Source organism: Streptomyces sp. bgisy159 (genome assembly GCF_965341775.1).
Lineage (GTDB): Bacteria > Actinomycetota > Actinomycetes > Streptomycetales > Streptomycetaceae > Streptomyces.
On record NZ_CBDQZH010000006.1, the window covers coordinates 150081 to 164149 of the forward strand.

Sequence of the window (14069 nt, forward strand, 5' to 3'; positions counted from 1 at the left end):
GGCCCGCAGTCCGCCACCACCGGGGAACGACAAGGGGTCCACATGACCGACGCACGCACCTTTTCGACGCAGGACCCGATCCGCGTCTTCCTGCTCGACGACCACGAGGTCGTCCGGCGCGGACTGGCGGACCTGCTGGACGCCGAGCCGGACATCACCGTGGTCGGTGACGCCGAGAACGTGGCGCACGCCCTGGTGCGCGCCCCCGCGGTCCGGCCGCACGTGGCCGTCCTCGACGTCCGCCTGCCCGACGGCGACGGCATCTCCGTCTGCCGTGAGCTGCGCAGCCGGATGCCCGAGCTGTCCGTCCTCATGCTGACGTCGTTCGACGACGAGGACGCCCTGCTGGACGCGATCATGGCCGGCGCGTCCGGCTACGTGCTGAAGCAGATCCGCGGCTCCGACCTGGTCTCGGCGGTGCGTACGGTCGCCTCCGGGCAGTCGATGCTCGACCCGGCCACCACCGCCCGGCTGATGCGCTCACTGCGCACCGAGCCCGCCGAGGCGCCGGAGGGCGCGCCCGAGCTGGCGAGCCTGTCGCCGCGCGAGCGGGAGATCCTGGCGCTGATCGGTGACGGGCTGACCAACCGGGAGATCGGCAAGCAGCTGTACCTGTCGGAGAAGACCGTCAAGAACCACATCTCCCGGCTCCTGTCGAAGCTGGGCGTCCAGCGCCGGGTGCAGGCGGCGGTCCTCGCCTCCCAGCTGGACCAGCAGCCCGAGCCCGCGCCCCGCGCCCCGCTGGTGCGCTGAGGGCCCTCCGGCGGGCCCCAAGGACGTACGGCCCCTGGGCTGGGCGCCGCGCCCGGACGATCATGGGCTGCGAACAGCCCGGCGTCGTCCCGGTGCCGGGCGGGGAGGAGTCCTCGATGGTCACGGCGGTGCTCGACGTCACGACGCTGCGGACGCTGCTGTCGGCGGCCGCGGCCGCTCCCTCGATCCACAACACCCAGCCCTGGCGGTTCCGTTTCGACCCGCACGCCCCCGCGCTGGAGATCCGGGCGGCGGCCGACCGCGGACTGCGCCACATCGACCCTGCGGGGCGCGCCCTGCACCTGTCGGTGGGGTGTGCGCTGCTCAATCTGAGGATCGCCGCCGCGCACAGCGGCCGGGAGCCGGCGGTCCGGCTGCTGCCCCGCCCGGACGATCCCGGCCTGCTGGCCCGGGTGCGGCTGGGCGGGCCGCCGCACTCGCCGGAGCCGACCGGGCTGTACGACGCGCTGTGGCGCCGGCGCAGCAGCCGGCTGCCGTACACGGACCGCCGGCTGCCCACCGGGCTGCCCGCCGAGCTCGTCGAGGCCGCCCTCACGGAAGGGGCCGGGCTGGTCCTGCCCGACGCCGACGGCACCGACCGGCTGCTGCGGCTGACCTGGGAGGGCGAGCAGCGCAACCGGGTGGACGCCGACCGGGCGGAGGAGAGCCGCCGCTGGCTGCGGGCACCGTACGTCTCCGCGCTCGGCATCCCGCCGACGGCGGTCGGACCGCAGGACTACCGCGAACGGCTCCCGATGCGTGACTTCGGCGCCCACCGCCGTACGGCGGCGCTGCCCGCCCGCTCCTTCGAGGTCCGGCCCCGGCTGGCGGTGCTGACCACGCAGCACGACCGCCGCGCGGACTGGCTGCGGGCCGGGCAGGCCCTGGAGCGGGTCCTGCTGGTGGCCACCGCGCACGGTCTGCGGGCCTCGCTGCTGCACCAGGCGCTGGAGTGGCCTGACCTGCGCACGGAACTCACGTCCCCGCCGGAGCAGGGCCGTCGCCACGTGCAGATGGTGCTGCGGCTCGGCTACGGCCCCGAAGGCGCCGCGACGCCACGCCGCACCGTCTGGCGGCTGCCCGCCCAGGGCTCCCCGCCCCGCCCGCAGCCCTGACCGCTCGCGGCCCCCGAAGCCCGTGCCAGGCCCGTACCCGGCCACCACATCGGCGCCGCACCCGCATCCATCCGCACCCGCCCCCCCACCAGCACCGGCCTGCACCCGCACCCGCACCCGCACCCGCACCCGCACCCGCACCGACGGTTGCCCGCCCGGGCCCCGCCCGCGCTCACCGCGACGGTTCAGGGACTCCCCAAGGCACCCGCACCCGCACCCGCACCCGCACCACCCTCCGCCACCCTGTCACCGCGCCGCTGCTGCACCCGCACCACCCGACGGCTGCCCGTCCGGGACGTGCCGTCGGCCCCGGACGGCCGTCGCCGCGCGGACCGCTGCCTCCGCCAGCAGGACCGTCGAGGCGACGGCCGTGCACACCGCCCACTGGGCGGCGGTGAGCGGGACGGTGCCGAACACGGAGCGCGCCCACGGCAGGTGCACGGCGGCCACCTGGACGGCCAGCACGCCCGCCAGGCACAGCCACAGGGTGCGGTTGGTCAGTTGGTGGCGGCCCAGCAGGGGGCTGTCCTCCGCGCGGGCGCAGAGCGAGTTGACCAGCTGGAACAGGACGAACGCGGTGAACGCCATGGTGGCCGCCGTGGCGTCGCCGGTCCGGGGGCGGGCGAGGGCGAACAGGGTGACGGTACCGACGGCCATGACCGCGCCGGCCCGGCCGACGGCGAGCAGGCGGCGGGCGTTCAGGATCCGCTCGGCGGGGTCGCGGGGCGGGCGGCGCATGATGTCCTCGCCGGCCGGGTCGACGGCCAGGGCCATCGCGGGCGGCCCGTCCATGATGATGTTGACCCACAGCAGCTGGGTCGCGGTCAGCGGCGCGGGCAGCCCGGCGGCGGAGGCGCCGAGCAGGGTGAGCAGGGCGCCGATGTTGGTGGCGAGCTGGAAGCGGACGAACTTCACGATGTTGGCGTAGATGGCGCGTCCCTCGCGCACCGCCCGCACGATGGTGGAGAAGTCGTCGTCGGTGAGGACCAGGTCGGCGGCCTCCTTGGCCACGTCGGTCCCGGTGCGGCCCATGGCGACGCCGATGTGGGCGGCGCGCAGCGCGGCCGCGTCGTTCACGCCGTCGCCGGTCATCGCCACGACGTGGCCGCGGGCGGTGAGTGCGCGGACGACGGCCACCTTGTGCTCGGGGGCGACGCGGGCGAAGACGCCGATCCCCTCGACGCGGCGGGTCAGTTCCCCCTCCGGCATCCGGTCGAGGTCCGCGCCGGTCACCACCTCGCCGGTGATGCCGACCTCGCGGGCGACGGCGGCCGCGGTGTCCGCGTGGTCCCCGGTGATCATCTTGACGGCGACGCCGGCCGTGCGGCACAGGTCCATCGCGGCGCGGGCCTGCGGGCGGGGCGGATCGGCGAGGCCGGCGACGGCCACCAGGGTCAGTCCGGTCGGGCCCTCGTGGCCGTCCACGCCGCCCTGGCCGACGGGGCCGGCAGGGCCGTCCACGAGGGCGGTGGCCGCCGCGAGCACCCGCAGTCCCGAGCGGCCCAGTCCGGCGGTGACCGCGCGGACGGCGGCGCGGCGTGGCTCGTCGAGGGGCCGCACACCGTCTTCGGTGAGCACGGTGGCGCAGCGGTCGAGCAGGACGTCGGCGGCTCCCTTGACGTAGGCGCGGGTGCGGCCGCCGGGTTCGGTGTGGAAGGTCGCCATGTACTTGGTCGCCGCGTCGAAGGGGAGCTCGCCGGTGCGGGGCCGCTCGGCGCGCAGGGCGTCGGGGTCGGTGCCCGCCTTCGCCGCGAGGACGAGCAGGGCGGCCTCGGTGGGGTCGCCGACGAAGCCGTCCCCGGTCAGGCGGGCGTCGTTGCACAGCGCGAACGGCAGGACCCCGGCGCGCACTTCGGCCGAGTCCGCCGGGCTGCCGTCGGCGCGGACGACGGTGCCGCGGGTGCCGTAGCCCTCGCCGGTGACCGCGTAGCGGCGGCCGGCGGTCCACACGGACCGCACGGTCATCTCGTTGAGGGTGAGGGTGCCGGTCTTGTCGCTGCACACCACCGTCGCCGAGCCCAGCGCCTCCACCGAGGCCAGGCGCCGGACTACGGCGCCCCGGCGGGCCATACGGTGCACGCCGAGGGCCAGGGTCAGCGCCAGGACGGCGGGCAGTCCCTCGGGGATCGCCGCGACGGCGAGCGCGACCGCCCGCAGGGCGATGTCGGAGGGCGCCTCGCCGCGCAGCAGCGCGAGCACCGCGTACAGGCCCACCGCGACGCCGCTGAGCACCGCGAGCCGCCGCCCCAGGCTGTCCAGCTGCACCTGGAGCGGGCTCGGCGGCTCGCCGCCCGAGCGCAGCGCCTCGGCGATCGCGCCGAGTTCGGTGTCCATGCCGATCGCGGTGACGACCAGCTCGGCCCGCCCGCGCGTCAGGGCGGTGTTCATGAACAGCTCGCCGGTCCGCTCGGCAAGGGGAACGGGACCGGTTCCGGCGGGCGCGGGTGGCGGGTCCGCCGTCTTGGGGACGGGCTGGGACTCGCCGGTCAGGGCCGCTTCGGCGACCTCGACGGACTCCGCGACCAGGAGCCGTCCGTCGGCGGGGACACGGTCACCGGCCTCCAGCAGGACCACGTCGCCGGGGACCAGGGCCTCGGCGGCGACCTCGCGTTCGGTGCCGTCGCGGCGGACCCGGGCCGTCGGGACGAGCATGCGGCGCAGCGCCTCCAGGCTGCGCTCGGCACGCCGTTCCTGGAGGTAGCCGAGGACGGCGTTGATCTGCAGCACGACGGTGATCACGACGGCGTCCCGCACCTCGCCGATCGCGGCGGCGACGACGGCGGCGATCAGCAGGATGCCGATGAGCCAGTTGCGGAACTGGTCGAGGAACCTGAGCCACTCCGGCCGCCGGGCGGGCTGTGCGAGCCGGTTCGGCCCGTGCGCGGCGGCGCGTTCGGCGGCCTCCCGGGCGGTCAGTCCGGTGCGCGGGTCGACTCCGAGACGAGCGGCGGTCTCCTCGACCGTCCTCGGTACCGTCATGGCCTCTCCTGTTCCGGGTTCCCCGGGCGTCCGGGAGCGCCGGTGCCGTGGGCGGCGCGGCGCGGCGGGCAGCCGCCCGTCCGCTGCCCGCTTCCCAGCCTCGGCCGGGCCGGGAGCCGCCGCAGTGGGCCGTCCGGGCCTCAAGCCCGCACCGTCCGGCCCTCCCCCGGCGGGGGCGGGGCGGCCAGTCTGGAGGTGGGAGGAAAAGACGCGCGGCGGGGACTCCCCGCCCCGTCGCCGTGCCGACCCCGGAGGTGCGCCATGACCGGACCCGTCGTCGTCGGGCTCGACGGCTCCCCCGCCAGCGTGACGGCCGCGTGGTGGGCCGCCCGCGAGGCGGTGGACCGGCGACTGCCCCTGTTGCTGCTCCACTCGTGGACCACGCAGCCCCTCAACGTACCCATCGCGCAGGCCGCGCACAGCAAGCGACGCTACGGCGAGCAGGTGCTGCGGCGGACGGAGGCGGAGCTGCTCCACCGCTACGACACGCTGGCCGTCACCGCGGAGCTGGTCTCGGCGCCGGCCTCCCAGGCCCTGGTGGACCTGAGCGAGAGCGCCGAGCTGCTGGTGCTGGGCTCGCGCGGGTACGGCTCGGTGTCGAGCTTCCTGCTCGGCTCCATCAGTCTGCACGTGCTGGGACTGAGCCACTGCCCCGCCGTGACCGTGCGGGCCGGTGACCCGGCCGTGGAGACCGGCTTCGGCCGTCCGGCGGTCACCGGCCGCGACGAGGTCGTCGTCGGTGTGCAGGATGTCGCCCCGGCCGTCGATCCGCTGCTGGAGTTCGCCTTCGCCACCGCCGACGTCCACGGGGTGGCGCTGCGCGCCGTGCGGGCGCTGGCGCTGTCCACTCTGGCCGGGGACCCGGGCACCGACGGGCAACTGGAGCGCGAGCGGGAGCGGCTCGCCGCCGTTCTCGCGCCGTGGCAGGACAAGTTCCCGGGCGTCGACGTCGTGCAGCAGACCGCGCACGGCTCCGCCTCCCAGGTACTGCTGACCGCGTCGGCACACGCCCGGCTGGCCTTGGTGGGCCGCCGCCGGCACCCGTCGCCGCTGATGTGGAAGCTCGGGCCGGTCGCGCACGCGGCCCTGCACCACCTGCCCTGCCCCGTCGCCGTCGTACCGCACGACTGAACACCGGCCGGGTGCCGCCATGGAGGTGCTGCGTTCCCGCACGGCACGGCTGGAGCCCGTGCTGCTGGTGGTGACGGCGGTTCTGGTGGCGGCCGGCGGCGTGGCCCGCTGGGCCGGCGCCGCCGGCCTCGCGGACCTGCTGTGGGGGGCCTGCGCGGGGATCGCCGTGGTGCCCGCGCTCGGCTGGGTGCTGTCGGCGCTGCGGCGCGGGCAGGCCGGCGTGGACCTGATCGCCGTACTGGCCCTCGGCGGGACGCTCGCCGTGGGCGAGTACCTGGCGGGGGCGCTGATCGCGCTGATGCTGGCCACCGGCCGAACGCTGGAGGCGGCGGCTCGGCGGCGGGCGACGCGTGACCTGCGGGCGCTGCTGGAGCGCGCGCCGCGCACCGCCCGGCTGCGTGCGGGCGCCGAGGTGCGTACGGTGCCGTGCGACCAGATCGGCGTCGGGGACACGGTGGTCGTCGGGCCGGGCGAGGTGGTCCCGGTGGACGGGCGGCTGACCGGCGGCACGGCCGTGCTGGACGAGTCGGCGCTCACCGGGGAGCCGCTCGCGGTGCGGCGGGCGCCGGGAGAAGCGGTGCGCAGCGGTGTCGTCAACGCGGGCGGCGTCTTCGACCTGCGGGCCAGCGCGACCGAGGCGGACAGCACCTACGCCGGGATCGTCCGGCTGGCCCGGGAGGCCGGGGAGCGGTCGGCGCCCGTGGTGCGGCTGGCCGACCGGTACGCGGCCTGGTTCCTGCCGCTGTCCCTCGCCGTGGCCGGAATCGCCTGGCTGCTGAGCGGCGACCCGGTGCGGGCGGTGGCCGTGCTGGTCGTCGCGACGCCCTGCCCGCTGTTGCTGGCGGCTCCGGTGGCCGTGGTGTCGGGTCTGTCACGGACGTCGCGGCTCGGGGTGGTGGTCCGGGACGGCGGCGCGCTGGAGACGCTGGGCCGGGCCCGCACCCTGCTGCTGGACAAGACGGGAACGCTCACCGGGGGCCGGCCCCGTGTCCTGGACGTGTTCGCCGCGCCGGGCACACCGCCGGGCGAGGTGCTGCGGCTGGCCGCCTCCGTCGACCAGTACTCCCCGCACGTGCTGGCCCGGGCGCTGGTGGAGGCGGCACGGGAACGCGGCCTGGAGCTGTCGGCGCCGGACGGAGTGACCGAGGAGCCCGGCCGGGGCGCCACCGGTGTCGTCGAGGGCCGGCGGGTCACGGTCGGCCGCCTCGCCGAGGAGCCGGGCGCTTCGGCGGCCCCGGGATCGCCGCTCCCGGCCTGGGTGCGGGCCGTGGACAACCGGGCGCTGCTGGACGGGGCGGCGGTGGCGTGGCTGACCGTTGCCGGGCGGGCGGTGGGGGCCGTACTGCTGCGCGACCCCGTACGGCCGGACGCGCCGCGGGCGCTGCGCAGGCTGCGGACGGCGGGGTTCGGGCGTCTGGTGATGCTCACCGGGGACCGGGCGGAGCCCGCCCGCGAGGTCGGCGCCGTGCTCGGGCTGGACGCGGTGCGCGCCGGGCTTTCCCCGGCCGGCAAGGTCGCCGAGGTGCGTGCCGAGCGCGAGCGGGCGGTCACCGTGATGGTGGGCGACGGGGTGAACGACGCGCCCGCGCTGGCCGCCGCCGACGTCGGCGTGGCGATGGGCGCGCACGGTTCCACGGCGTCCTCGGAGGCGGCCGACGTGGTGCTCACCACCGACCGCGTGGACCGCTTGGCCGACGCCGTCCAGATCGCCGTGCGGGCGCGGCGGATCGCCGTGCAGAGCGCGCTCGGCGGGATGGCGCTGTCGCTGGCCGCGATGGTCGCGGCGGCCTTCGGGCTGCTGCCCCCGGCGGCCGGGGCGCTGCTGCAGGAGGGCATCGACGCGGCGGTGATCCTCAACGCGCTGCGGGCCCTCGGCGCGGACCGCGCGGTGGGGCCGGCGCTCCAGCCGCGCGCGGCGGAGCTGGTCCGCCGGTTCGCCGCCGAGCACGACGATCTGCGGGACGTCCTCGACGCCGTCCGGGACGCCGCCGACCGCCTCTCCGCCGACGCGGACCCGGACGAGGCCCTGGCGGCGGTGGCGGGCGTCCACCGGCTGCTGACCGAGCGGCTGCTGCCGCACGAGCACGCCGAGGAGCACGAGCTCTACCCGGCGCTGGCACCGGCCCTGGGCGGCCCCGAGGCGACGGCGACGATGAGCCGCGCCCACGCGGAGATCGACCGGCTGGCCCGGCGTGTCGCCACCCATCTGGCGCTCGCCGGACCGGCCGGCCTGGCCCCCGAGCAGCTCGACGACCTGCGCGCCTGCCTGTACGGGCTGCACACGGTGCTGCGCCTGCACTTCGTGCAGGAGGAGGAGAGCTACTTCTCCCTGGCCCCTGACCCGGCCCCCGGCCCGTCGGCGTAGGGAAGGCGCGGGCAGGTGGGCCGGACGGTCCGGGCCGGTGGTCCGGAAGGTCCAGGGCGGGTGCCGGTGCCGGTCAGACGATGTCCAGGACGTCCGGCACCGGCCTGCGCGGTGACGCCGTACCCGCCGGGCCGTGCCCGATGCGCAGGATCATGTGGACGTAGCCCATGTCGGACGCGGGGTCGCGGGCGAGTTCGCGCAGGTCGGAGCGTTCCAGGGAGTGGGAGGCGAGGGCCGTGGCCAGGCCGTGCAGCGTGGCCAGGAGCAGGACGCGCTCCAGGGCCTGCCCGGCCGTCAGCCAGTCGGCCGCGCGGTCGTGGCGGGTGCCGAGGAGGACCATGTTGGGAGCCGGTTCGAAGGTCGCCCAGGTGCGGTCGGCCAGGTGCCGTCGGCCGGCGAAGTCCCGGACCGGGGCGCCGCCGTCGTACTTGGACGGTCCGAAGGCGTACTCGGGGATCCCGTCGACGGCCGCGTCGGCGGCCTCGGGGCCGACCCGGGTCCACCGCCGTACCTCATCGGTCCGCTCCGGGTCCGCCAGGTCGCGGCCCTCGGCGTCGTGGATCTGGTTCAGCAGCGCCGCCACGTGCCAGGGGTCGGGGAAGAAGAGCTGGGCGCCCTCCGCGCGGGCGGCGGCGGACAGTTCGTCCCGTACGTCGAACGGCACGGGTTCGTCGCGGAACGGGTGGCGGCTGGTGTGCCGGCGCGGGATCGCCGGGTGCAGCACGGCGAGCGAGTGGTCGGGCTGGTCGGTGGCGGCCGGGCGGACGGCGGCGAGCAGTCCGGGTTCGGCGGCGTCGGGCAGCAGCCGCACGGGGGCGCCCAGTCCGTGGTGGGCGGCGGCGACCCTCAGGTTGAACAGGGCGGCGCCGCAGCCGATGTGCAGGGCGCGGTGGTCGGGGTCGGTGTACGGCATGGCGCGCTCGAAGTCGGCGCGCAGTTCCAGGACGTGGTCGGCGCTGCGGTAGCGGAAGCGCCAGGGCTGGGCGTTGTGCAGCGAGGGAGCGGCCGTGGCGGCCGCCACCAGGGCCCGCACGGTCATCGGGTCGAGTGGTCGCGCCGGCATGGCGCACCTCCCCTCGGAGGCGGACGGCAGGGTTCCTCGCAGCCAGCGTCCCTCGGTGCGGCGGCGGATGCCAGGGGCCGTCGGGCCGGCGCCGGGGGCCGTCCGGCCCCCGGGCCGGCGCGGGCCTCAGTCGGGGAGCGCCAGCTTCACGGTCTCGCCCGGCTGGAGGCACACCGCCCGGTCGGGGAGGCGCACATCGATGGGGGACTCGTCGGAGGACGGTACGGCGATCTCCAGCCAGCCGCGCTCCAGGCGCAGCCGGATGCCCCAGTGGCCCTGGTAGCGCAGGGAGAACCCGTAGGAGGACAGCTCGGGCAGCGGGACCGGGTCGAGCCAGAGGGCTCCGCCGCGGGTCTCCAGGCCGGTCAGGCCGCGCTGCACCAGGTCGAGGGTGCCGGCCATGGCGCCGAGGTGGATGCCCTCGCCGGTGGTGCCGCCCTGGACGTCGGCGATGTCGCCCTGCAGGGCCTCCTGGCAGAACGTCCAGGCCTCGGCGCGGCGGGCGCGGGCCAGTACCCAGCCGTGCACCAGGCCGCTGAGGGTGGAGCCGTGGCTGGTGCGGTGCAGGTAGTAGTCGACGGTGCGGCGCCAGGTGTCGTCGTCCAGGCGCACGCCCAGGCGGCGGAAGAGGCCGGTGAGCTCGGCCGGGGAGAACAGGTAGCCGAGCATGAGGACGTCGGCCTGTTTGGAGGCCCGGTAGCGGTTGACGGTGTCGCCCTCGGCCTCCAGGATCCGGTCCAGCCGCCGGATGTCGCCGTACCGCTCCCGATAGCCCTCCCAGTCCAGCTCGGCGAGGTCGCCGTATCCGTCGAACTGGCTGACGACGCCCTCGTGGAAGGGCACGTGCAGGGTGCGGGAGACGTCCTCCCACTGTTCGAGTTCGCCGCCGTCCAGCGCGGTGCGCTCGACGAGTTCGCGGCGGCGCGGCTCGGGCAGCGAGCGCAGCAGCTCCAGCGTGCGGGTGAGCACCCAGGCGGCGGTGACGTTGGTGTAGGCGTTGTCGTCCAGGCCCGGCTCGGCGGCGTCGGGGTAGGCGTCGTGGTACTCGTCGGGGCCGACCACGCCCTTGATACGGTGCCGGCCGAGGGTGTCGTCCCAGACCGCGCTGTCCGCCCAGAACCGGGCGATCCGCAGCAGCATCTCGGCGCCCTTGGTGTGCATGAACTCGCTGTCGCCGCTGGCCTCGCAGTACTGCCAGACGTTGTACGCGATGGCGGAGCCGACGTGGTGCTGCAGGCGGGAGTGATCGGGCAGCCAGCGTCCGGAGTTGGGGTTGAGGTGGAGCTGCTGGGTCTCCTCGCGGCCGTCGCTGCCGCTCTGCCACGGGTACATCGCGCCGCGCCGGCCGGCCTCCCGGGCGGCGACGCAGGCCTGTTCCAGACGGCGGTGGCGGTAGCGCAGCAGGGCCCGGGACACCTCCGGGAAGTGCAGGTTGAGGTAGGGCAGGACGAACAGCTCGTCCCAGAAGACATGGCCCCGGTAGGCCTCGCCGTGCAGTCCCCGGGCGGGCACGCCGACGTCGAGGTCGGCGGTGTGCGGGGAGAGGGTCTGCAGGACGTGGAAGTGGTGCAGGCGCAGGATGGGGCCGGACTCACCGGGCACGTCGAGGTCGGCGCGGCGCCACAGCTGGTCCCAGGCCGTCAGGTGGGACTCCAGCAGGTCGTCGTAGGCCGGGGCGCGTTCGACCCGGTGCAGTGCGGCGTGCAGGGGGTCACTGATGGCGGGGTCGCGCGAGGTGTGCACGGCGACCGTCTTGTCGACGACGGCCGGGCGGCCCTCGGTCAGTTCCAGGTCCAGCCGCTGCAGGACGCGCGTCCTCTCGTGCCGTGCGGTGACGGGCGCGTCGGCGGTGAGCCGGGCGGTCAGGCCGACGCGGATGCCCGAGGTGCGGGTGCGGCAGCGCAGCCACACGGTGTCCGGTCCGGTGTCGCCGGTGTGCACGTGTTCGAGGTGACGGCCGTCCAGCCGGCGGTAGCGGGCCACGCCGGCGTTGACAACCCCGCCGTCCAGCGCGGCCTCCACCTCCACGGTGCCGGAGAAGCCGGTGGCGGTGAACTGGGTGCGCAGCGCTGCCAGATGGGGATCGGCCATGTGCACCAGGCGTTCCTGGCGCACCGTCAGTTCCCGTCCGTCGCCGAGGCCGTAGCGGGTGTGCCGTTCCAGCAGACCGGCGGACAGCTGCAGTCTCAGGCGGTGTTCGAGGACGGGCGCGGTGTCCGGGGTGAGCCACTCGCCGCCGGGCAGCCGGAAGCGCAGCGGCAGCCAGTTCGGCATGTTGACCATGTCCTCGTTCTCGACCTCGTGGCCCGAGACGTCCGAGGTGAGCCGGTTGAAGCAGCCGGCGACATAGGTGCCGGGGTAGTGGACGTCGTCGGCGGCGCACTCGGGCAGCGCTCCCCGGGTGGCGAAGCAGCCGTTGCCCAGCGTGCACAGTGACTCGCGCAGGCGTTCGTCCTCGGGTTCGTAACCCTCGTACTCCCAGGTCCAGCCCGTCACTGCGGCACTCCCTCCCGTCGGCGGTGGGTCCGGGTTCCCCGGCTCCGCCGCGCTACGCCGTAGCCCTGCGGCCACTCATACCCGCTGCGGCACGATCGCCACCGGGCAGGGGGCGTGGTGCAGCAGGGTGTGGGCGACCCGGCCCAGTTGCAGGCCGACGAGACCGGTGCGACGCCGGGCTCCGACGATCACCAGGTCGGCGGCGGCCGAGCGATCGAGGAGCACCCGCCGGGCGGGTCCCTCGGCGGTGGCACGGCGCAGCCGGATCTCCGGATGGTCCTCGGCCGCCTCCCGCAGCACCGCGTCGAGCTGTTCGGAGGCCTGCAGTTCCTGCTCGTGGGCCGGGTCGCCGATGAGCAGCGGATGACCGGCGGGGTCGTGCAGGGGCCGACGCCAGGCGCGCACGACGTCGAGGACGCAGCCGCGCGCCCTGGCCTCGCCGAACGCGAACCGGACGGCCTCCTCACAGCTGTCGGGGTCGCCCGCGCCGAGCAGGATCCGCTCGTGGGTGCCCGCCAGCGCGGCCCGGTCGCCGCGGACCACGACGACGGGGCAGTGGGCGCGCCCGGCGACGGCCAGGCCGACCGAGCCGAGCAGCAGGCCGCGCAGTCCGCCGCGGCCGCGGGAACCGGTGACCAGCAGCGTGGCGTTGTGGCCGGCGTACAGCAGCGCCTGCACCGCCTCCTCCGGGACGATGTCCGTCAGGACCTTCAGGCCGGGGGCCCGCCGGCGGGCGTGGTCCGCCGCGGTCGCGACGACGGTGTCGGCCATCACCTGCTCCGAAGCCGGGCCGGGCTCCTCGGGGGACCGGTCGCCCTCGTAGCGCTCCCACAGGGAGGCGTACAGCAGGCGCAGCGGCAGGCCGTGCCGGGCGGCCTCGTCGGCCGCCCACTCGACCGCCGTGAGGGCGTCCGGGGATCCGTCGACGCCCACGACCACGGGCAGGTTCATGCTCCTCACCGCCTCCCAGGCTCGTCCGCGCGGCACCGGGCCGGGCGGGCACCCCTCACTCCATCGTCACTCTGCCACCGGGTACCGGCGCGGGACAGGGGTGCACCGGCCCCCGGACGGGCCGAACGGCCCCTGGGGCGGGTGGCCTGCCGGGCAGACGCTTGAGACAGGACAAATGGTTAGGGAGGACCGGCCATGACCGCTCCGTTCCTGCTTCTGATCGCGCTCGGGCTCGGGACCTGGCTGGTGTTCCAGAACACGGTCGTCCTCGGACTCGTCCTGATGGCCGCCGGGCTGCTGGGCCTGCTGATGTTCATGGGTACGGTCGCCGGTCACCAGCGTCCCGGCGAGAACGAGACCGTCATCGAGGAACGGCACTACATCGGCCGCAGCGACGACGACCATCGCCGATTCCGTGGCTGACGGACGAAGGAGGCGCTGTGAAGACCGCCCCGTACACCGAGACCGACACCGGCACCGGCGGGCCCCGCGCGCCGGACATGCCGGTACGCGTGACAGCCGAGCTGGACCGGCCGCTGTCGCGCTGGCTGTGGCTGGTGAAGTGGCTGCTCGCCCTCCCCCACTACGTCGTCCTGTGCTTCCTGTGGGTGGCGTTCGTGGTGGTGAGCGTGGTGGCCTTCTTCGCCATCCTCTTCACGGGCCGCTACCCGCGCGCCCTGTTCGAGTTCAACACCGGCGTGCTGCGCTGGAGCTGGCGGGTGTCGTACTACGCCTACGGCGGGCTCGGCACCGACCGCTATCCGCCGTTCACCCTGGCGGACGTGCCCGACTACCCGGCCCGCTTCGAACTCGACTACCCGGACGAGCTGTCCCGGGGGCTGGTCCTGGTCAAGTGGTGGCTGCTGGCGATCCCCCACTACATGGTGCTGGCCGTCCTCCTCGGCGGGGCGCGCGTGCCGTGGGCGGACGTGGGGCTGATCGCCCTGTTCGTCCTGTTCGCCGGGGTGGCCCTGGCGGCCACCGGGCGCTATCCGCGCGGCATCTTCGACCTGGTCGTCGGGTTGAACCGCTGGGTGCTGCGCGTCGCGGCGTACGCGGCGCTGATGACGGACGTCTACCCGCCGTTCCGCCTGGACCAGGGCGGCCGCGAGCCCGATGCGTGAGCACGCGGGCCGGGCCCGTCGCAGGGGCCGCCCGGCACCGCACGGGTGCCGGGCGGCCCACGCGGGCAGGGCCCGCGCCGGGGCACGGTGGA

10 protein-coding genes are annotated in these 14069 nt (G+C 75.7%); 6 read left to right on the forward strand and 4 right to left on the reverse strand.

Annotated features, from left to right (window positions below):
• Positions 1-42: 42 nt before the first annotated feature.
• Together ACSLTV_RS08935 and ACSLTV_RS08940 are read left to right on the forward strand one after the other, a co-directional pair.
• Positions 43-753 carry a response regulator gene (locus ACSLTV_RS08935; protein WP_432138416.1) on the forward strand — a complete coding sequence of 237 codons (711 nt, stop codon included), beginning with the start codon at positions 43-45 and terminating at the stop codon, positions 751-753.
• A gap of 116 nt (positions 754-869) precedes the next feature.
• Entirely contained in the window at positions 870-1868 is a 999-nt protein-coding gene (locus tag ACSLTV_RS08940) for an Acg family FMN-binding oxidoreductase (protein WP_435611957.1), read from the forward strand.
• Between the two features lie 246 nt (positions 1869-2114).
• On the opposite strand, the gene ACSLTV_RS08945 is transcribed toward ACSLTV_RS08940, so the two are convergent.
• On the reverse strand, positions 2115-4847 hold the full coding sequence (locus ACSLTV_RS08945; protein WP_435611937.1) for a cation-translocating P-type ATPase: 2733 nt from the start codon (positions 4845-4847) through the stop codon (positions 2115-2117).
• Between the two features lie 261 nt (positions 4848-5108).
• Here ACSLTV_RS08945 and ACSLTV_RS08950 point away from each other — a divergent pair, with 261 nt between their 5' ends.
• Together ACSLTV_RS08950 and ACSLTV_RS08955 are read left to right on the forward strand one after the other, a co-directional pair.
• Positions 5109-5978 carry a universal stress protein gene (locus ACSLTV_RS08950; RefSeq protein WP_432138414.1) on the forward strand — a complete coding sequence of 290 codons (870 nt, stop codon included), beginning with the start codon at positions 5109-5111 and terminating at the stop codon, positions 5976-5978.
• A 19-nt stretch (positions 5979-5997) separates the two neighbouring features.
• Entirely contained in the window at positions 5998-8343 is a 2346-nt protein-coding gene (locus tag ACSLTV_RS08955; protein ID WP_432138413.1) for a heavy metal translocating P-type ATPase, read from the forward strand.
• Between the two features lie 73 nt (positions 8344-8416).
• Here the strand turns inward: ACSLTV_RS08955 and ACSLTV_RS08960 are convergent, their stop codons facing one another.
• The 3 genes from ACSLTV_RS08960 to ACSLTV_RS08970 form a co-directional block, all read right to left on the reverse strand.
• Positions 8417-9406 carry an Acg family FMN-binding oxidoreductase gene (locus tag ACSLTV_RS08960; protein WP_432138412.1) on the reverse strand — a complete coding sequence of 330 codons (990 nt, stop codon included), beginning with the start codon at positions 9404-9406 and terminating at the stop codon, positions 8417-8419.
• Between the two features lie 126 nt (positions 9407-9532).
• Positions 9533-11902 (reverse strand): glycoside hydrolase family 65 protein, encoded by a 2370-nt coding sequence (locus ACSLTV_RS08965; protein WP_435611938.1) that lies wholly within the window; start codon positions 11900-11902, stop codon positions 9533-9535.
• Positions 11903-11977: 75 nt separating this feature from the next.
• A complete protein-coding gene (locus ACSLTV_RS08970) occupies positions 11978-12853 on the reverse strand; it encodes a universal stress protein (RefSeq protein ID WP_432138410.1) in 876 nt (291 codons plus the stop codon).
• A gap of 195 nt (positions 12854-13048) precedes the next feature.
• On the opposite strand from ACSLTV_RS08970, the gene ACSLTV_RS08975 reads away from it, so the two are divergent.
• Both ACSLTV_RS08975 and ACSLTV_RS08980 read left to right on the forward strand, forming a co-directional pair.
• The gene (locus tag ACSLTV_RS08975) at positions 13049-13276 is read left to right on the forward strand and encodes a hypothetical protein (protein WP_432138409.1); all 228 of its coding nucleotides are present in this window, start codon (positions 13049-13051) and stop codon (positions 13274-13276) included.
• A gap of 77 nt (positions 13277-13353) precedes the next feature.
• Complete coding sequence (locus ACSLTV_RS08980) at positions 13354-13977, forward strand: DUF4389 domain-containing protein (protein WP_432138452.1); 624 nt, start codon at positions 13354-13356, stop codon at positions 13975-13977.
• The last annotated feature ends 92 nt before the right edge of the window (positions 13978-14069 follow it).